At 64.1% G+C, this 16658-nt stretch carries 17 protein-coding genes; 7 read left to right on the top strand and 10 right to left on the bottom strand.

All coding sequences use genetic code 11. The features are described from left to right. Nucleotides 1-143: 143 nt before the first annotated feature. The 4 genes from LIX00_RS12525 to LIX00_RS12510 all read left to right on the top strand — a co-directional run bounded on the left by LIX00_RS12525 (nucleotide 144) and on the right by LIX00_RS12510 (nucleotide 5298). Nucleotides 144-1409, top strand: coding sequence for a DolP-mannose mannosyltransferase (locus LIX00_RS12525; protein ID WP_227353522.1), 1266 nt, complete (start codon nucleotides 144-146; stop codon nucleotides 1407-1409). Nucleotides 1410-1722: 313 nt separating this feature from the next. Further along, nucleotides 1723-2646, top strand: a complete 924-nt coding sequence (locus LIX00_RS12520; RefSeq protein ID WP_227353521.1) for a DUF7504 family protein — start codon at nucleotides 1723-1725, stop codon at nucleotides 2644-2646. 8 nt (nucleotides 2647-2654) lie between these two features. Beyond that, entirely contained in the window at nucleotides 2655-4763 is a 2109-nt protein-coding gene (locus tag LIX00_RS12515; protein ID WP_227353520.1) for a caspase family protein, read from the top strand. Between the two features lie 67 nt (nucleotides 4764-4830). Next, the gene (locus tag LIX00_RS12510) at nucleotides 4831-5298 is read left to right on the top strand and encodes a DUF5813 family protein (protein WP_227353519.1); all 468 of its coding nucleotides are present in this window, start codon (nucleotides 4831-4833) and stop codon (nucleotides 5296-5298) included. Between the two features lie 24 nt (nucleotides 5299-5322). Here the strand turns inward: LIX00_RS12510 and LIX00_RS12505 are convergent, their stop codons facing one another. Together LIX00_RS12505 and LIX00_RS12500 are read right to left on the bottom strand one after the other, a co-directional pair. Beyond that, on the bottom strand, nucleotides 5323-5553 hold the full coding sequence (locus tag LIX00_RS12505; protein WP_227353518.1) for an Lrp/AsnC family transcriptional regulator: 231 nt from the start codon (nucleotides 5551-5553) through the stop codon (nucleotides 5323-5325). Between the two features lies 1 nt (nucleotide 5554). Beyond that, entirely contained in the window at nucleotides 5555-6244 is a 690-nt protein-coding gene (locus tag LIX00_RS12500) for a potassium channel family protein (RefSeq protein ID WP_227353517.1), read from the bottom strand. Between the two features lie 477 nt (nucleotides 6245-6721). On the opposite strand from LIX00_RS12500, the gene LIX00_RS12495 reads away from it, so the two are divergent. Both LIX00_RS12495 and LIX00_RS12490 read left to right on the top strand, forming a co-directional pair. Next, a complete protein-coding gene (locus LIX00_RS12495) occupies nucleotides 6722-8107 on the top strand; it encodes a pectate lyase family protein (protein ID WP_227353516.1) in 1386 nt (461 codons plus the stop codon). Nucleotides 8108-8246: 139 nt separating this feature from the next. Then, nucleotides 8247-8477 carry an Lrp/AsnC ligand binding domain-containing protein gene (locus LIX00_RS12490; protein ID WP_227353515.1) on the top strand — a complete coding sequence of 77 codons (231 nt, stop codon included), beginning with the start codon at nucleotides 8247-8249 and terminating at the stop codon, nucleotides 8475-8477. A 28-nt stretch (nucleotides 8478-8505) separates the two neighbouring features. Here LIX00_RS12490 and LIX00_RS12485 read toward each other — a convergent pair whose 3' ends face one another. From LIX00_RS12485 to LIX00_RS12455, 7 genes are all read right to left on the bottom strand, one after another. Beyond that, entirely contained in the window at nucleotides 8506-9552 is a 1047-nt protein-coding gene (locus tag LIX00_RS12485; RefSeq protein WP_227353514.1) for a thiamine pyrophosphate-dependent enzyme, read from the bottom strand. 439 nt (nucleotides 9553-9991) lie between these two features. Continuing rightward, nucleotides 9992-10651: a potassium channel family protein gene (locus LIX00_RS12480; protein WP_227353513.1), complete on the bottom strand. Its 660-nt coding sequence runs from the start codon at nucleotides 10649-10651 to the stop codon at nucleotides 9992-9994. Between the two features lie 78 nt (nucleotides 10652-10729). Continuing rightward, the gene (locus LIX00_RS12475) at nucleotides 10730-11236 is read right to left on the bottom strand and encodes a hypothetical protein (protein WP_227353512.1); all 507 of its coding nucleotides are present in this window, start codon (nucleotides 11234-11236) and stop codon (nucleotides 10730-10732) included. Between the two features lie 119 nt (nucleotides 11237-11355). Next, nucleotides 11356-13056 (bottom strand): outer membrane protein assembly factor BamB family protein, encoded by a 1701-nt coding sequence (locus LIX00_RS12470; RefSeq protein WP_227353511.1) that lies wholly within the window; start codon nucleotides 13054-13056, stop codon nucleotides 11356-11358. A gap of 286 nt (nucleotides 13057-13342) precedes the next feature. After that, nucleotides 13343-14074, bottom strand: a complete 732-nt coding sequence (locus tag LIX00_RS12465; RefSeq protein ID WP_227353510.1) for a 3-keto-5-aminohexanoate cleavage protein — start codon at nucleotides 14072-14074, stop codon at nucleotides 13343-13345. 3 nt (nucleotides 14075-14077) lie between these two features. Continuing rightward, the gene (locus LIX00_RS12460; protein WP_227353509.1) at nucleotides 14078-14494 is read right to left on the bottom strand and encodes a VOC family protein; all 417 of its coding nucleotides are present in this window, start codon (nucleotides 14492-14494) and stop codon (nucleotides 14078-14080) included. 349 nt (nucleotides 14495-14843) lie between these two features. Then, complete coding sequence (locus LIX00_RS12455) at nucleotides 14844-15275, bottom strand: DoxX family protein (protein WP_227353508.1); 432 nt, start codon at nucleotides 15273-15275, stop codon at nucleotides 14844-14846. 371 nt (nucleotides 15276-15646) lie between these two features. Here LIX00_RS12455 and LIX00_RS12450 point away from each other — a divergent pair, with 371 nt between their 5' ends. Then, on the top strand, nucleotides 15647-15814 hold the full coding sequence (locus LIX00_RS12450) for a hypothetical protein (RefSeq protein WP_227355721.1): 168 nt from the start codon (nucleotides 15647-15649) through the stop codon (nucleotides 15812-15814). A 100-nt stretch (nucleotides 15815-15914) separates the two neighbouring features. Here the strand turns inward: LIX00_RS12450 and dpsA are convergent, their stop codons facing one another. Next, complete coding sequence (gene dpsA, locus LIX00_RS12445) at nucleotides 15915-16460, bottom strand: DNA starvation/stationary phase protection protein DpsA (protein WP_227353507.1); 546 nt, start codon at nucleotides 16458-16460, stop codon at nucleotides 15915-15917. Nucleotides 16461-16658: the final 198 nt, after the last annotated feature.

The following is a 16658-nucleotide window of genomic DNA, read 5'->3' as shown; positions in this document are numbered from 1 at the left end:
CGCGAACTCGTCGAATACGAACGCTTTCGTCGGGCGCGCGAAGAAGATGACAGAACGTACTCATCTCGCTTATTTAGATGGAAGATAGGTCACATATTTCTCACGTAAATATAAACGTTTAATCCACAAACGATGACACTACCGTGGAACGTGTACGTGTCTTCCCTCGACTCCTCCGCATCCATCGACGGCTCTCCGAGCGGGCGTGGTTGTACGGTCTGACGGCCCTGAGCGGTTTCCTCGGCCTGCTCGCGATTTGGCCGATAACGTACGGCCGGACTATCGGCGGTGACGCCGCGAAGTTTCACTACGGCGGCGTCCTACTCGCCCGCGGATACGCCCCGTACCTCCACTTCTGGGACATCAAACCTCCGATGATTTACTACGTCACGGCCGCCCTCGCGTGGCTCGCACCGAACGACCCGTGGACGCAGTTCTACCTCGGGTCGTTCCTCACGATGGCCGCGAGCGTCGCGACGATCGTACTGGCCGCCCTCCTCGTCGACCGGCGCACCCGCGGTCAACTCGGGGCGGTTGCGACGGGACTGACCGTCCTCTCGTACTCGACGTTCCTGTTCGTTCCCACCCGCGGCATCATGCCGAAGTTCTACGCCTTCGCGTTCGGGTTGGCCGGCGTGTACTGCGTCCTCGACCGACGGCGCTATCTCCTCGGGGCGGCCCTCGCGACCGCCTCCGCGGGGTTCTGGCAGTTCGGCGCGGTTTTCGTGGGAATCGCGCTCGGCGAGGTACTCCGCCGGCGCGAGTACGACCGCGTCGCGAAGATGGTCGGCGTCTGTGGCGGGGTTACCCTGCTCGTCGTCGCGCCCATCGTCCTTCGAGGCGGGGGCGTGGCGATGCTCAATCAGGTGGTGTTCACGCCGATTCAGGGGGACGAAGGTGTAGCGCTGGCCGAACGCCTCCACAAACTGTACGAGTACACGCTACGACTGTGGCCGCTCTACGGCCTCGGCGTCGTCGGCAGCCTCGCGGCCGCGTATCGGGACCGACGAAACTGGTGGGTGGCGGCGGGTGTCGGATGGACGCTCCTCCAGTTGCTTCGGCTTGATTTCGATACCCAACCCGACGTGATGCTGTTCGTCGTGTTCGCTGCGATGGGCGTCGGTTTGCTCGTTGGTCGGCTCCGAAAGCGCGACCGACTCGTGGTGTCCGTCCTCGTCGTGCTGATGGCGGCGAACGGACTCGTTCCCGCGCACGAGGATTTCACGGGGCGACACTGGCCCGAGCAGGCCACGCGGACTGTCGACCGACACTTCATCGACCAGCGGGTTCCCCCGGAGTCGTGTATGGTGAGTATGGCGGGGTACGACACGTGGTCGGCGGGGAAGGCGCGACTCCCGCGAACGTGTGGCGACGAGCGGTTGGGTCGGCCGAGTATCCACGGCGACTAGCTCGTCTGGGGTCCCTCCTCGACCGTGAAATAAACGCCGGGGTTCTCGGGGGAGGAGAATCGGCCCGGTCGATGACGCCGCTAGAAAATGCGAGTACTCTCCTATTCTTTCACTATCCGCGACCTCGGGTTCCAGCCATCGTTCCGACCTCCTCGAATCCCGCGGCCTGCACCGGGAGTTGGCCCGCCGCGGTCCGTCTCGAAACGCAGCGAGTCGAGTGCGGGTCGCCTGATATCTTTCCCAACCTCCTCCTCGAGCGTCAATTAAGTGACGATGGGTTTTTGAACGTCGGTTGCAGAGACTTAGGAAGCGTATGGACGATGACGGTTCCCCAAACGAGCGCGGCGTCCACCGCGTGCAACACGACCTGTCGAGCGACCGGTCGCTCAGTACGACGGTGACGGTGGCGGTCGCGGACGTGTGCGGCGTCGAACCGTCGGATATCCCCGAACAACTGTACGACGTCATCGACCCGGAAGCGCTCGATAAGCTGTTCAAATGCCGCGACGACGGGTCGCCGCGTCGCGGCGGTCGACTGTCGTTCTCCCTCCACGGCCACCACGTGACCGTCCGCGGCGACGGCGAGGTCGCGGTGCAATCGGGGCTCGCCCGCATCAAACAACTCGGCGGCAACCTCCTCGTGGTCGGGTCGGTTCCCGACGCGGTCGTCGACGCGGCGAGCACGCCGCTCCTCGGCGAGACGAACCGGAGTCGGGCGCGCGTGTTCGCCCTCCACGACCGGAGCGTCGCGACGGCGCGAAGCCGCCTGTCGATGGCCGGCACCGTCGGCGAGGACGCCCACATCATCGACTACCACGCCGATGCGCGGTCGGCGAGCGCCGAATCGACGGTGCGGGTCGGCCCGACCGTCGAACGCGTCGACGGCGACGTCGACGACTTCCGGGACGAGATTCTCGCGACGATTCATCGACTCGGCGCCGAACGTAACGGCTTCGACCCGGCGGAGCTTCGCTTCTGCTTCGACACGCTCCTCCCGCTGGTCGAGGCGCACGACGAGGCGATTGTCGACGCGTTCCTCGGCCCCATCTGCGAGGCGGTCAAAGACGCGTCGGGGATGGCCCACTACGTTCTCCCCATCGAGCGCGACGCGCCGCAGGTGCAGGCCATCGCCTCCAAGTTCGACGCCGTGATCGAACTCCGGGCGGGGGACGCCGGACCGGAACAGCGGTGGCACCTCCGCGAGACCGACTTCACGACCGAGTGGTTCGACCTCTGAACTCGACGATGAGCAAGATATCCGACGTAACGGGGAAAAGCGTAACGCCGCGGTTCCGACCGCGGGACGACCTGCCCGGTCTCACGATACTCGACCCGCTCGAACGGAGCCAGTACACGGTCGAAACCTCGCGTCCCGTCGACCCGCGGCGCGCTCCGGTTTCGGAGTTCGCGGCGCCGGTCGGAACCGTGGCCAGTCTCGCGACGAGCCGCCTCCGGTTTCGACCCATGGTCGCGGGGTACGTACGAAACGCCGCCGCCGACCTGCTACTCACCGTCGGCCCCGAGACGGCGACGACGTTCCCCGACGACGAGTACTACGTCGAACTGTCGACGCCCGTGAAGACCTACCTCCGCTTCCGCTCCGCCGTCGAAGTCGACGCCTCGAGCGAGCGACTCGTGCTCAACTTCGACGGCGAGACGACGGTGGAGGTCGGCGTGCGGTCGCGTCACTCCCGCCCGGCGGGGACGGTGACGACGACGGCCGATCCGGTCGACGTGATGGCGGCGATTTCGACGTTCGGGTCGGCGCTCAAGACCACCAGCCCCGAGCGGTCGTTCCCCACCCTCCGCGGCCACCCGCCCGCCGTCGAACTCGGCGACGCCCTCCGCGTGCCGGACGACCTGCGACCGCCCGAAACGGGGATTCGAATCGAGATACCTCCGAGGTACGAGTCGATATTCCCCGTCGCGCCGCTGGCGTACTACCTCGGCGCGGAATTGGCGCCGGGGCGGAACCCGCGAATCGTTACGGAGGGGACGGCGCACGCGCTCGACCACCCGGAGCGTGGCTTCGAGGGCGAGGTCGAGCGCGTGCTGAAACAGACGTTCCTCCTCGACTGCGTGACCCGCACGGAAGGGCTGTACCGGGTCGACCTCCACGAGCGCCAACGGGTCGAACCGCTGGTCGACCTCGACTTCGCGGCGCTCTACGACGCGCCGGTGGCCGAGCGACTCGAAGCGTACCTCGACGTCCCGTTTTCGACGCTGGCCGACGCGGTTCCGACGTGGCGGCTCGCGGTGTACGCCACGAACGAGTCCGAGAACGTGACGCACCTCCCGTACGTGCTTCGGAACCTGCCGGTGATTCGGACGGCGAACGAGACCCGAGCGACCGGGGACGCGATGGCGACGGCCGCCGACATCCGGGCGTTCGCGCGAGCCGCGGAGTCGGACGCGAACCGACCGGCGGAGCGCGTTCCGGAGGAGGAGTACGTCACGATACCCGACGACGAGGCGCTCGAACGGGCGTGGCTCGGGAGGGGAGCGCCGATCGGCGGCAACAAACTCCTCCGGTCTGGGTTCGAGAATCGTCTCGCCCGCGAGCGGACGACCGCCGACATCGAGATAACCATCGTCTGCAACGACTCGAAGATGCGAGCCGAGTGGGAGGCCGCGCTGTACGGAAACCGCGACGACCTCCCGTTCGACGTGACCGCTCGTCGGAACTGTTCGACGGAGGAACTCCGCGAACTCCTGCGCGGACGGACGGACTTCTTCCACTACATCGGTCACGTCGAGGACGGCGCGCTCGTCTGTTCCGACGGCGCGCTCGACCCGGCCGACGTGGACAGAACGGGCGCGAACATGTTCCTCCTGAACGCGTGTCGGTCGTACGTCCCCGGAAAGCGCCTCGTCGAGGCGGGGAGCATCGGGGGTATCGTCACCCACAGCGAAATCGGAAACGGCGGCGCGACGGTAATCGGACGGACAGTCGCTCGGCTTCTCAACGCCGGATTTCCGCTTCGCGCCGCGCTCTCGGTGGCTCGCGGTCGGCGACTCGTCGGCAATCAGTACGCGGTCGTCGGCGACGGGAGCGTCGCGATCGCCCAATCGGAGGGAGGCACCCCCTACGTCGCCTTCGTCGAATCGCTCGGCGATGGGGAGTACGCGATCCGGTCGCGGCTGTATCCGACGAACGGACACTCGATGGGTTCGACCGCCATGCCCTTCATCGACGGCGTGCGGACGCAGTTCCTCGCGGGCGGCGACCTCCCGACGTTCACGGTTTCGGAAGCGGGGTTACAGCGCTACCTCGAACTGGAGGACGTGCCGGTCGTCTACGACGGCGACCTGTTCTGGTCGTCCGAGACGGACGTCTCCCGAGAGTTCTCGTGACGGCTCCTCGCCCTAACGGGCGGTGGTTTACGTAACGCCCTTCAGTCCCCGCAGCCTATCGACGGCAATGACGCGGAAGACGACCATCGAGCGAGCGTTCTCGTCGCACGACGGGTTCGAACGAGACGGCTCCGGCGCCTACGTGGCGACGACGACGCCGTTCGAGGGGATCGCCCGAACGGACGACGAACGGGTCGAAGTGACGGTTCGAGCGCCGATGCTGTCGGCCGTCGTCGAGGACGACAGCGTCGCCGACGTGGTCGAAACCGGCTGGTTCGAAACGCTCGAACTGCGGTTGGAAGACGCGCACACCGTCGTTTCCGGGGAGGAAGCGACTCCGCCGGACGTCGAGCGCGACGGCGACGAGGTGGTGCTCTCGCTTTCGTTTTCGGGATATCCGGACGAGGCCGCGGACGACGCGATGGCCGTCGTGGACTACGTCGAAGGGACGTGGGTGCAGGGAATCATCCCGGGGTACGAGTACGGCGAACCGGCGGCGGGGTTGTTGGCGCGGGCGCGCCAGAACTACGACTGACCACCGGAGACGGCGGCCGGTCGCCTAGTCCATCGAGATGTACGTCTGCGTATCCTCGACGCCCTGAATGCCCTGGATACCGTCGGCGGCGATGGTCTTCACCTCGGCGGGGTTCTCGACCCGTACTTTCACGATGAGGTCCACGTCCCCGGCGACGATGTGGGCGTCCCGGACACCGTCGATGCCGAGGACGGCGTTCTTCAACCGGTCCGCTTCCCCGGTGTTCGCTTTGACCATGACGTACGCGGCGACCATCTCAGGCACCCCCCGCTTCCGCGGTCGCTCGGCTCTCGTCGCCGACGAGGATTCTCCGCACGTCCTCCAACACCTCGAAATCGGCGAGGACGGCGACCCGGTCGCCGACCTGGAGGGAGTCGTCGGGGAGCGGGATGCCCATCGGTTCGTCGCGCTTCCCGAACGCGAGGATGCGCGAGTTGGCGGGGAGTTCCAGTTCGCTGATGGAGTAACCCTTCATCGGGGAGTCCTCGGTGATGGTGAGTTCGACCACCTGTAGGTTCTGGGCGATGTCGGCGATGGCGCGGATGTTCCCGCCGAGGAGAGCGTTCTTCGCGCCGATGGCGCCGAGGCGCTCGGGGTAGATGACCTCGTCCACGTCGCTGGCGAACTTCCGGTAGATGTCCTCCCGGTAGTCCTCGTCGATGCGGAGGATGGTGCGACAACCGTGGTGTTTGCCGACCATGCAGGCGGCGAAGTTGACGTTCAGGTCGCCGGTCAACCCGCCGATGGCGTCCGCGGCGTCGAGACCCGCCCGTTCGAGAACCTCCTCGCGCGACCCGTCGCCTTCGACGACCTCGAAATCGTCGTTTCGTGCGCGTTCCGCTTTCTGTACGTCGCGCTCCACGATCACCACGTCGTGGCCTTCCTCCCGGAGGACGCGGGCGGTTCGCAGACCGACCCTACCGGCACCAATGATAACGAATCGCATGTCACACCGTACGATAGAGAGGTTGAATAACCTTTCTCCGGTGCGACTGTCACGCTGATTCGACCGACGCCGCGGGTGAAGCGGAAGTCGCGACGCGGCGTGCGCGACGCCGAGATGCGCGTCGCTATCGACGTTCCCGTCCGAGCGAATCGCGTCGATAGCCGGATGCTACGCCGAGCACCGCCCGTCTCTCGGTGCGGGCGAACGGCGTAAACGGGGCGAAAGATGTCCGCGCGTCCCACCAGTCGGGGGTATTTTTTGTGCAGTGGTGGAAAGTATAAAACGAGCGCTCGGCCCGGACGACGCGTCTCCGCGCGGATGACTTCCGGTCTCCCAGTTGCTTCTCCGACTTTTCGCCGAAGCTCCGTTTCGGGCCGGCGCTGTCGAGCGTCGCACCGGGGTCCTCCGTCACCCCGTCCACCGACGCACCGTCCGAAGAGCTCGAATCGAGCATCGAACCGAAACGCTCCAACAGCTATGACTATCGACATCACCGAGAAGGGTGCCGACCCGAACGGCAACGAACCGATAGACGACGTACTCGAAGACGCGATGAGCGACGGCGCGACCGTCGAGTTCCCGCCTGGAACCTACCGCGTCGAGCGCATCGAAACCGACCACGACGACCTGGAACTCGTCGGGACGAACGCGACGCTCGTCCCGACGAACCGACAGGAGTGTACGAACCTCATCGACGCGACGGGCGACGGCTTCGTCTTCGACGGGTTCGAACTCGACTTCCGCGAAGTGGCCTACCCGCCGCGAATCGACGTTCAGGCCGACGACTGGCGGTTCTCGAACGTCGTCGTCCGCGGCCACTGCGGCACGAACGGGAAGGACATGGACGTCCACGGCGTCTCGTTCATGCGCCCGCTCGTGGAAAGCGAGGGCGCGACCGGCACCATCCGGGACGTCTATCTCCACGAGGGCTCCGGTCCGCCCGGCGAGCGGAGCAACCGCCGGGCGTTCCTCGTGAAGAACGACCACTGCGGTCACCTCGTGCTCGACCGCGTGTGGCTCGAACAGTGGGGCGAGAACACCTTTTACGGTAACAACGTCCAGGGGAAGACGACGATCAAGAACAGCTTCTTCCGGAACACGAACGTCGGCCTCCGCGTCGGCGGCGACACCGACATCGAGAACTGCACGTTCGTCAAGGACGGCAAGCTTCCCAAACAGGGGTGGTCGGGGTCGATGTTGATGCGGGGCGTCCACGTCGAGGGCGACGACGAGGACGCGTACCCCGGTCGCGTCACCGTCGACAACTGCGACTTCTCGTTCACCCACCGCCACGAGAGCACCGACGCTCCGGTCGTCGCCCACGCACCGACCCAGGAGATCTGCGTCTCGAACTGTCGGATACGGTACGACGGCAATCGGAGCAGCCCCGTCGAGATTCACTGTAAGGAACGGTTGGAGAAGCTGACGCTGAAGAACGTTGACATCGAGAACAACAGCGAGGACCGTCCCGCGGTCGGACTGTACGGGAAGCCGAAGCGGTTCGGCACCGTCAGCGGGGTCGTCGGCGGGGAGAACGCGAAGAAACGCGACGGCCGCGTTTACGAGAACCTCGAACTGGGGACGCCGAACCCGCCGAATTCCGAGCCACCGCTTCCGAAGCCGCCTGAAGTTGGCGCGACGCCGAACGGTCGCGGCGGCGAGCGGTCCGAACGCGAAAGCGCGAAGAAGCGGGGCGGCGAAGGACGGAACGGCGGGCGTCGACGGACGACGCCGCACGGTGAGGAGGATCGGCGGACGAAAGGCGACTCGGGCGACGGACTACCGCTCGTCGACGACGCGCTGGCGGTCGTCGGAGCCGCCGCCGGGAGGATTCGGAGCGCGATTCGTTCGGCGTTCGGGTGAACCGGGCGTTGCGGCTCGAACCGCTCGACGAGCGGGAGATCGGTACTCCCGCTTCTCGTCGTCTCCGACGGAGAGCGCCTCGCGGGGACGATACGCCGGGGGAAGGTTTTTCTAGCATGATAGAGTATCCCACACCACTATGGTGCACGCGTTTATCATGGTGAACACCAGCGCGGGAAAGTCACAAGGGCTGCTCGAATCGGTGCGCGGACTCGACGGCGTGCAGGAAGCGCACATCGTCGCCGGGGACTACGACATCGTGGTCGAGGTCGACGCGGGCGAAGTCTACGACGTCCTCCAGACCGCCTCGGGGGACGTTCAGGGGCTCGAAGGCGTGGTGGATACGAAAACGTACATCGCCATCGACTAGCGGTCGAATTCTACGACGTTCCTCCCCGTCAATGGTCGAGTTCGTACACGTCGTTGGTTTCGAGGAACGAGTCCAGCCACGCCCGCTGCTCGCGCAGTCGGGGCGGCGCGTCGGCGTACACCCGGTCGAACACGTCGTGCGGGTCGGGGTCTTCGACCGATTCGGCCTCCTCGACCGCTTCTTCTAACAGTTCGTCCGCTTCGTCGTGCGCCCGGTCGACGAACTCGTCGTCGACGACCCCCTGCTCTCGAAGCCACGATTCGTACCGGTCGAGGGGATCCGCCGTCCGCCACTCCGGCAGGTCTCGCGCCGCGTCTTCGTACTTGCTCGGGTCGTCGCTCGTGGTGTGGGCACCCTGCCGGTAGGTGAGGCTCTCGACGAGGACGGGGTCGCCCCGTCGCGCCGAGTCGAGCGCCTCGCCCACCGTCTCCCGAACCGCGAGCGGGTCGTTGCCGTCGACCTGCACGCCCTCGAACCCGTACGCCCCGGCTTTGACGGCGATGCTCTCGCTGGCCGTCTGCTGGTGCCGCGGGAGGCTGATGGCCCAGTTGTTGTTCTCGCAGAAGAAGACGACCGGCGCGCCGAAGACGCCCGCGAAGTTCAGCCCCTCGTGGAAGTCGCCCTCGCTGGTCGCCCCGTCGCCGAAGTAACAGAGGACGGCGTTCTCGTCGCCCCGGTAGTTCATCCCCATGCCCGCGCCCGTCGCGTGGGGTATCTGGGTGGCGATGGGCACCGCTTGCGGGAAGTTCGGCACGTCGTGGCCGGAGTGGAACTCGGGCCGCCCGCGACGGAAGAGGAGCACGTCGCTGATGGGGACGCCGCGCGCGACCTGCATCGCGTTCGACCGATACGTCGGAAAGAGCCAGTCGTCATCCGCCAGCGCCAGCGCCGCGCCGACCTGCGAGGCCTCCTGGCCGCGGTACGGCGGCCAACTGCTCATCCAGCCCCGCCGCTGGAGGGCGATGGCGCGCTCGTCGAATCGCCGGGCGAGGACCATCCGTCGGAAGGTCTCGCGGGCGTCCTCGGCGGAGAACGGCGTCTCGGCCAGTTCGCGTTCCCCGATGATTCGGTTCATGCCTGCGGGGATGTAGTCCGGTTTCAAAGACGTTCCGAAACCGGCGACGCCGATTCGGGGATCGCCGAGAAGTTGGACGAAAGTTCAACGGTCCGTCGCTCGCGGATTCGTCCCTCCGCCGGCCACCTCGTCGCACCGTCGCACTGTCGCACCAATTTCGCGCAGGACGTCCCTGCCCCGACTTAATCGTATCCTGAGACGTGCAGTCGATACCTATCACCGCGTCAAACGGAACATAACAAAGAGGAGTCCGGTCTTTCGTAGAATTGCGCCCGACGGCTCGGGCGCGAAGCGTGTCGCAGTCTCGCGGTGGGCGTCCGGCGGTGCCGGGGGCTCTGGCGGCGGGTTGGCTTCCCGTTACAGTGTCACCAATCCTCCCACGAAAGTTCTCGTCCCGGACGACCTTAGAACCCCGCGCTGCCCAATCGTTTTTCCTTTCCTACGCGGCTCCGCGGAGACGTTCTCGTACCGCGGGAAGCGCGTCCTGCGCGGCGATGAGCGCGACGCGGTCGCCCGCCTCGATCTCGGTTCCGGGGAGCGGTATCGTCAATCTGTCGCGCGAGCGCCCGTGGGCGTAGATGCGCGCGTCGGTCGGCAGTTCGACCGACGCGATGTGCGTGCCGATCAGCGGCGAGTCGTCCGGAATCCGCATCGTGGTCAGCTGCAGCTGCTCGGTCAGGTCCGCGATAACGTCGAAATCGCCGCCGAGTAGCGCGGTCTTCGCTCCCGCCGCGCCGAGGCGCTCGGGGTAGATGACCTCGTCCACGTCGTCGGCGAACTTGTGGTAGATGTCCTCCCGGTAGTCCTCGTCGATCCGCATGACGGTTCGGCAGCCGTGGTGTTTGCCGACCATGCAGGCGGCGAAGTTGACGTTCAGGTCGCCGGTCAATCCGCCGATGGCGTCGGCCGATTCGAGGTCGGCGTCGGTCAGAACGTTCTCGTCCGACCCGTCGCCTTCGATGACCTCGAAGCCCTCCTGACGCGCCCGCTCGGCTTTCTCGCGGTTGTTCTCCACGATGACCACGTCGTGGCCTTCCTCGCCGAGCACCCGCGCGGTTCGCATTCCCACTCGACCGGAACCGACGATAACAAATCGCATGGTTGTTCAATGGCGGAGGTGGGACAAAAGCGTTGGTGACGCGCGTCAGTTCGCCGAAACGACGACTCGTCGTCGGAGTCAGCAGCCGTCGTCTTCGTCGCCGCCGGTTTCGCCGTCCGACTCGGGTTCGCCGTCGTCGTTCGACCCGTCGCCGTCGACGTCGTCCGGGAGTCGATGGGTTTCGTCCGGTCGCTCGTCGCTCGCTTCGGGGACGTGAGGGTGACCGTAGTGGGCGTCCTCGACCGGCTGGCTCGCGCCCGTGGTGGCGTACATCCGCCCGTTCGCGACGACGGGTAAACCGGCGACCGGTTCGTGCGCTTCGTGTTCCTGTCGCTCGAGTCGGTAGCCCCACTTCGGCGCACCGGACGCGACGTCGATGGCGTGGACGAGTCCGTGGGCGCGGTCGAGGTCGTCGTCACCGGGGTCGTACTGGCCGCCGACGTAGGCTACCCCGTCCGCTGTCGTCACGCCCGTTAGCCAGAACGATACGTCGCGAACCCACGCCGATTCCGCTACCCGCGATACCGGCCGCGCCGACCGCGACGCGACCGTCTTGAGGAACGTGCGTCTGTCATCCGAGGGCATGCGACTACGCGTTTCTGACTTTGGTCCTTTCCTATAATTATATTAAATTGTCATATCTGCAGATTATATATCAACTAATGATACATATTATACGCCGCTAATAAAAATAGACGCTCAGATCAGTTCGCGGAGATGACGATGCTCTCCGCGTCGGAGTTTCCGTTCGAGTCGCTTATCTCGAGCGTGACCTTCAGCGAACCACAACTCGGAACCGTCACGACGACGGTTTCGCCGTGTTCGTCGTACTCGCCGTCGGCGTCAGTGTCCCACTCGTAGACGAACTGACTGCTCAGCGAATCGGTCGAACACGACCCGTCGAGTGTGATTTCCTCTCCGGCGCTTACATCGCACTCGCGGGGGTCCGGCGAAGCCTCGATGCACGCTTTCGGCGGTTCGTCTTGCGCTCCCGGTTCGTCGTTTGCGATTCGGTGGTCCGCGTCCGGTCGGTCGTCGGTCGATTCGAGGACGAACAGCGCTGACTCCGTGTCCTGGGCGTAGGTGGAGTCGGCTTCGAAGGTCGGTACGTACACCTTTCCGTCCGAAACGACGGGTGTGCCAGCATCCTGTCGTCGATCCATCACGTAGTTCCACCGTTCTTCGCCGGAGTCCGCGTCGATGGCGTACACGAACGCCCGATAATCGGCCGGAGTCGGGTCGGACTCCGATTCGGGAGCGTACCGACCGCCGAGATAGACGGTTCCGTCGGCGACCGCCGGGTCGCCGTACATCGAGGCGAGCGATTCGAACGTCCACTCACGCTCGCCAGTCTCGGCGTCGAAGGCGTAGAGCGTCTGTACGTCGTCCGCGTCGAGGTCCGGATGATCGTAGTGGGTCTGAACGAACACCGTCCCGTTTCCGACGGCGAGATTGGTGATGCTGTATTCGTCCGAGTTGATGTCGATTTTCTGAGACCACCGCTCGGTGCCGTCCGATGTCGCCCACGCGCTGACGCGATAGCCCGGTTTCGCGTCTCGCAGTCTGGTTCCGTACACGAGTCCGCCGCGAACCGCTTCCAGCGAACCGAGGCTTCGTTCCCATTTCACCGACCCGTCGCTGGCATTCAGCGCGGTGCCGGTTCTGGCGAACAGCGTCCCGTCGGCGTAGCACACTTCGTCGGCGTCCACGTCGCTATTCTCCCAGACCGTCTCTCCCGTCTCCGGGTCGAGTGCGACCGTTCCCGAATCGCTCGAAAATCGCCCGTAGGCGGTGTTCAGGCGTCCGTCCGCGAGCAGCGGATCGGCCCATTCGAGGTGGTCGTCTCGGCTCCACAGTATCGTCCCGTCATCCGCGTCGAGCGCGTACAATCCACCTTTTTCTACCGCGGTGGTGTTCCCCGGCGGGTGGGTGGCGAAGTAAAGCGCCCCGTCGCTCACCGCGGGAGTTTGCGGCGCGGGAACGTCGCTCTGCTTCCACAGTTCGTCGCCCGTTTCCGGGTCGTAAGCGGCGACGAACCCGTCGCTATCGTAGGTTCCGGTCGCCGTGGCCGCCGCGAGGTACAGCGTCCCGTCGGCGAGAACCGGTTCCGCGATGTACGCGCGGGTGTTCACCCGCATCGCGCCGCCGACGCCCATCGACCAGTCCGTCGTCGCGTGGGGGACCGGTCCGCCGTCGTCCATCGAACCGGTTCGTCCGACGTCGCCGCGGTACATCGACCATCCCGTGACGCCGTCCGATCCGCCGCTATCGTCCTCGTCGCCACCGCCACCGTCCTCGTCATCGCGGTTCTCCCGTGCGAGAACCGCGCCGGTTCCACTTAGTCCGGTCGCGCCGACCGCGACGCCGACCGTCTTGAGAAGCGTGCGTCTCTCTTCTGAGGGCATTGCGGGCGGAGTTTTCTCCCACTTCATTTTTCCTATAATTACGTTAAACGCTACACTATTCGAATTATGCGTCGGATAATCCGGTACGCCGTCTCCGCGAACCGGGGGCGAGGTGAAAAGAGCGCTCGTAGGGCCGCGACGCGTATCGATCCCTTCGGTCACTCGTGACAGTTGGAGGAGCAAAGTTGCCTTCGTGACCTCGACACCGCCAGTGTTTCCGACTGCACACGCACCGTCGAAGCATCGAGCAGTCCGGTCGTGGTGTCGGACTACTTATAGCACAGACTCACTCACCCACTGCCACCAGAGACGCAGCGGCAGCGACAAGTTCACCGTTTCCCGAAGCCGTACGCCCGTCGGGTAGAACGAGCGTGTCTTCCAGACCAGTGCGGATGCCGTGGCCGCGTGCCACAGCGCGCCGATTGACCGCCCAAGAGGCGATACCATCTCCGTGGTGGATCTGCTCGAGCGGGACGTCCCCCTCGATGAGGGTCCGTTCAATGGCCTTGGCGTGGCTGACCGCGTCGTCCGGGTCGGAGTCCAGCGGCTCGACCATCGCTCGGACGCAACGCGACGCGATTCCCGACTCGACGAAGATCCGCGCGTCGTCAAGCGACAACAGGCCGGCCTCGATTCCAATACCACGTTCGACAAGCAACTCACAGAGTTCGAGGATTCCCGCTTCACCCATATTGGCGGTCACGAGATCCGGAAGCACCGTCCAAGCGGCGACGAACTCGTGTCGACGCTTGGAATCAGGCTCGATGTCCGCTGACGTGCTGAGGGAGATCGGAATCCCGGGGCACGCGTCTCGGACCGCCCGTAGCGTCACGGCACACGGCTCCGCCGCGAGTGTTTGGTGACCCCGCTCGTCGTACGGGTGCAGATGGAGCGATTCGGCGCCAGCGTCGACAGCCGCACGCGCCTCCGTAGCGAGTTCCTCCGGCGTACGAGGCACTGCAGGATGCTCACGGCCACCGTTGAGTGCTGCCTGCAACGAAATATCAGCGTCCGCCATGCGCTATTCGGCGGACGTCAGCCCGACTCGGTTTCCCTCCGTATCCGCGACGACCGCGTAGTGACCACCCATCTCTGGAATCTCCTCTTTCGGGATGAGAATCTCTCCGCCACCTGATTCAACCCGTGAGAGTGCGTCAGCTAAGTCACCATCAACGGAGAAGTAGATGACGACCCCACTGTCAGCGGTCGGCGTGTAGGGGATGCTCGCTCCGCTCTCGGCGGTGAACTCGTCGGTCTCGACTATTATGCCCCCAACCTCACCGTCGTTGGTCTGGAACATTCCCGCCCTTCCGTTGTGGACTTCTTCTTCCTCCGGCTCGTACACCTCGATCTCGCGACCGAGGACCGTTGCATAGAAACCAACAGCTCTGTCGAAGTCGGTACTTGGAAGTTCGAACCAATTGATTGCGTGCGTCATGGGCCTCGCTCTCCTCGCGGAGGGTAATTCCTCCGCTACCTCGTACGTGCTCAGCGGTGATATAGAAGCGCCAAGCGGGGCGTAAGTAAATGGACTGGCTAGTTTCGCACCTCCTCGAGAGCGCCCAGCCATCGAGTGATTACTACCGTCCGTGGTGATGAGAACACCGCACGAACCGCGTCACTCGTGGGCAAACGCTTGCTCGACCGTTCAGTAGGATCACCGATGCTATCGGGCTCGTCTTCCGAATTATCTCCGTTCCACAGACGGAACGGGCCAAGTACCTCCGGGACTTGGCCCCCGAGATGGTTCACCGTTCGCGTGGTGCCTCTCTCGGCGTGGTTCGAGGCTAGTCTTCGTGCTCGGCGAGTCCGAGCAGGAGTAGTGCCGTCCCGAGAAGCGCCATGTTCTTGAGAAAGTGCGTCATCTGCTGTTGTTTCCGTTCGGAATCGTCGATGGTCCAAAAGTCGTGCATTTCAGGGGTCACGGTTAGAAAGAAGGTTACGACGGCACTTGCCGCAAGCGCGGGGAACCGCCACAATGTAATTCCGATGCCACCGAACAGCAACACCCAATGGGAGGAAACAGTCGCTAATTCGGGCGCAGGCACGTTTTTCGCCTCCGCATACTGGGCGCGTTCTTCGACGTTTCGAAGTCCGTCCACGGCCATCATCGTCAGTATTCCACCGTACACTAATCGGCCGAGTCGGAAGAGTGCCGTTTTCGTGACGGCTTCGGTGTCGGTCCCCCCGTCGGTGGCTTTCGATCGCTCAGTAGGCATGGTTTCAGTCGCTGACCGCAGGTGGAGACGATTCAACATATGTTTGAGAATCACTGCCACTGTCTTAATCGTACTTGCCAAGTAGTGTCGGCGGACAACTCCACCAGTAAGAAACCCGAACCGTGGGAGGTGGGTCGACGGTGCCGTACTGGAACTATACGGCGTCGTTCGCGGGAGTGTATCTCTACGCGCAGTTATTCGGGAAAGGCGATTTCTCGGGCGACTCAGCCGACGAAGATAGTACGGACGAACTGGTGAGAGCCATCCGTAATCCGTGACTCGGGCGTCCTCTCGTGCCGATGTGTCGTACGGGGATGTGACTCGGTCAATACCCGAATCTTTTTGGTTTAGGTCTACCTAAACCACCCCATATGGCAGCTCAGTCACGATCGGAGTCGGACGCGATGCGGGACCAAGACGTCGACGCTATCTCCGCTGTTTCGGTGTGCGAAACCTGTCCCGGTCGGCTCGTCTTTCTGGAAACGGGGAACACTGACGGGTGGATCGCGACGGACACCGTCGAAGAGATTCGCCCGTGACGGTCTTCCCATCGGAACGGACGAGGCTCTACCCCACGGTAATCGAACGTCTGACTGAGCACCATCGAGTGGAAAAATTCTACGAATAGAGCCCCGAGCGTCAGTGAGTTGCTGACTCAAGCACTAAGGTGTCGTTCTCGAGATAGTGGTCGATGACGTGGGCATGCTCCTCGAGATCGACGAGTTGTTCGCGGAGCATTTCTCCCGTGGCAAAATCACCGAGTCCATCGACTAGTTCGATGTGTTCACGGTAACTTTCGATGATATCACCGTAGATTCCGAGATCGTGCTCGAAGGATGTGCGAATATCGTAGACGTCCTCGTCCTCTGATTCGACCGTCGCGGCGTCCGCAAGCGCCGTCATACTCGCGTGAGGAACGCCACCGAGCGCCTGAACGCGTTCGGCGATTTCATCCGCCGCCTCTTCAACGTCCTCGTACGCCTCCTGAAGGAAGACGTGAACATCGAGGTGCTCGGCACCCGCAACGTGCCAGTGGTGCTTGTGGAGTTGGTGATACAGGACGTACGCATCGGCGAGATCCGTATTCAGCGCGTCAATGACCTGTTCGGCTTTGTCCTGGTCGAGTCGTACCGGGTTTTCCTCGACGGTACCGGCTTTCTGACGGACGGTTTCTTGAGTACTCATCGTAGCCGGTAGTAGGCGAGCCATCCTCTTATAACTTCTCACCTCAGAAACAATTCTTCGGGATGCCTAAAAATACATTCTACATCCCGTAAACAACTAGAAGCGTAGTTTGGTTCATTTTCATCGTAAAACTCGGGGTGAGCTACACTGGCTGTGTTACCACTATCTCGGCTGTTGAGAGTGTCTGCGTCGAGTGGA

Origin of the sequence: Haladaptatus salinisoli (genome assembly GCF_020614375.1) — an archaeon.
Classification (GTDB): Archaea; Halobacteriota; Halobacteria; order Halobacteriales; family Haladaptataceae; genus Haladaptatus; species Haladaptatus salinisoli.
The sequence above is the reverse complement of the archived record's forward strand: the minus strand, read 5'-3'. Positions and strand labels throughout refer to the sequence as shown.

Excerpts from the sequence above, each read along its gene's own strand:
- LIX00_RS12485 (WP_227353514.1), bottom strand. The coding sequence starts at position 9,552 with ATGAACCGAATCATCGGGGAACGCGAACTGGCCGAGACGCCGTTCTCC.
- LIX00_RS12480 (WP_227353513.1), bottom strand. The coding sequence starts at position 10,651 with ATGCGATTTGTTATCGTCGGTTCCGGTCGAGTGGGAATGCGAACCGCG.
- LIX00_RS12455 (WP_227353508.1), bottom strand. The coding sequence starts at position 15,275 with ATGCCTACTGAGCGATCGAAAGCCACCGACGGGGGGACCGACACCGAA.
- LIX00_RS12510 (WP_227353519.1), top strand. The coding sequence starts at position 4,831 with ATGACGCGGAAGACGACCATCGAGCGAGCGTTCTCGTCGCACGACGGG.
- LIX00_RS12470 (WP_227353511.1), bottom strand. The coding sequence starts at position 13,056 with ATGCCCTCAGAAGAGAGACGCACGCTTCTCAAGACGGTCGGCGTCGCG.
- dpsA (WP_227353507.1), bottom strand. The coding sequence starts at position 16,460 with ATGAGTACTCAAGAAACCGTCCGTCAGAAAGCCGGTACCGTCGAGGAA.
- LIX00_RS12505 (WP_227353518.1), bottom strand. The coding sequence starts at position 5,553 with ATGGTCGCCGCGTACGTCATGGTCAAAGCGAACACCGGGGAAGCGGAC.
- LIX00_RS12515 (WP_227353520.1), top strand. The coding sequence starts at position 2,655 with ATGAGCAAGATATCCGACGTAACGGGGAAAAGCGTAACGCCGCGGTTC.
- LIX00_RS12495 (WP_227353516.1), top strand. The coding sequence starts at position 6,722 with ATGACTATCGACATCACCGAGAAGGGTGCCGACCCGAACGGCAACGAA.
- LIX00_RS12465 (WP_227353510.1), bottom strand. The coding sequence starts at position 14,074 with ATGGCGGACGCTGATATTTCGTTGCAGGCAGCACTCAACGGTGGCCGT.
- LIX00_RS12490 (WP_227353515.1), top strand. The coding sequence starts at position 8,247 with ATGGTGCACGCGTTTATCATGGTGAACACCAGCGCGGGAAAGTCACAA.
- LIX00_RS12520 (WP_227353521.1), top strand. The coding sequence starts at position 1,723 with ATGGACGATGACGGTTCCCCAAACGAGCGCGGCGTCCACCGCGTGCAA.
- LIX00_RS12460 (WP_227353509.1), bottom strand. The coding sequence starts at position 14,494 with ATGACGCACGCAATCAATTGGTTCGAACTTCCAAGTACCGACTTCGAC.
- LIX00_RS12450 (WP_227355721.1), top strand. The coding sequence starts at position 15,647 with ATGGCAGCTCAGTCACGATCGGAGTCGGACGCGATGCGGGACCAAGAC.
- LIX00_RS12500 (WP_227353517.1), bottom strand. The coding sequence starts at position 6,244 with ATGCGATTCGTTATCATTGGTGCCGGTAGGGTCGGTCTGCGAACCGCC.
- LIX00_RS12475 (WP_227353512.1), bottom strand. The coding sequence starts at position 11,236 with ATGCCCTCGGATGACAGACGCACGTTCCTCAAGACGGTCGCGTCGCGG.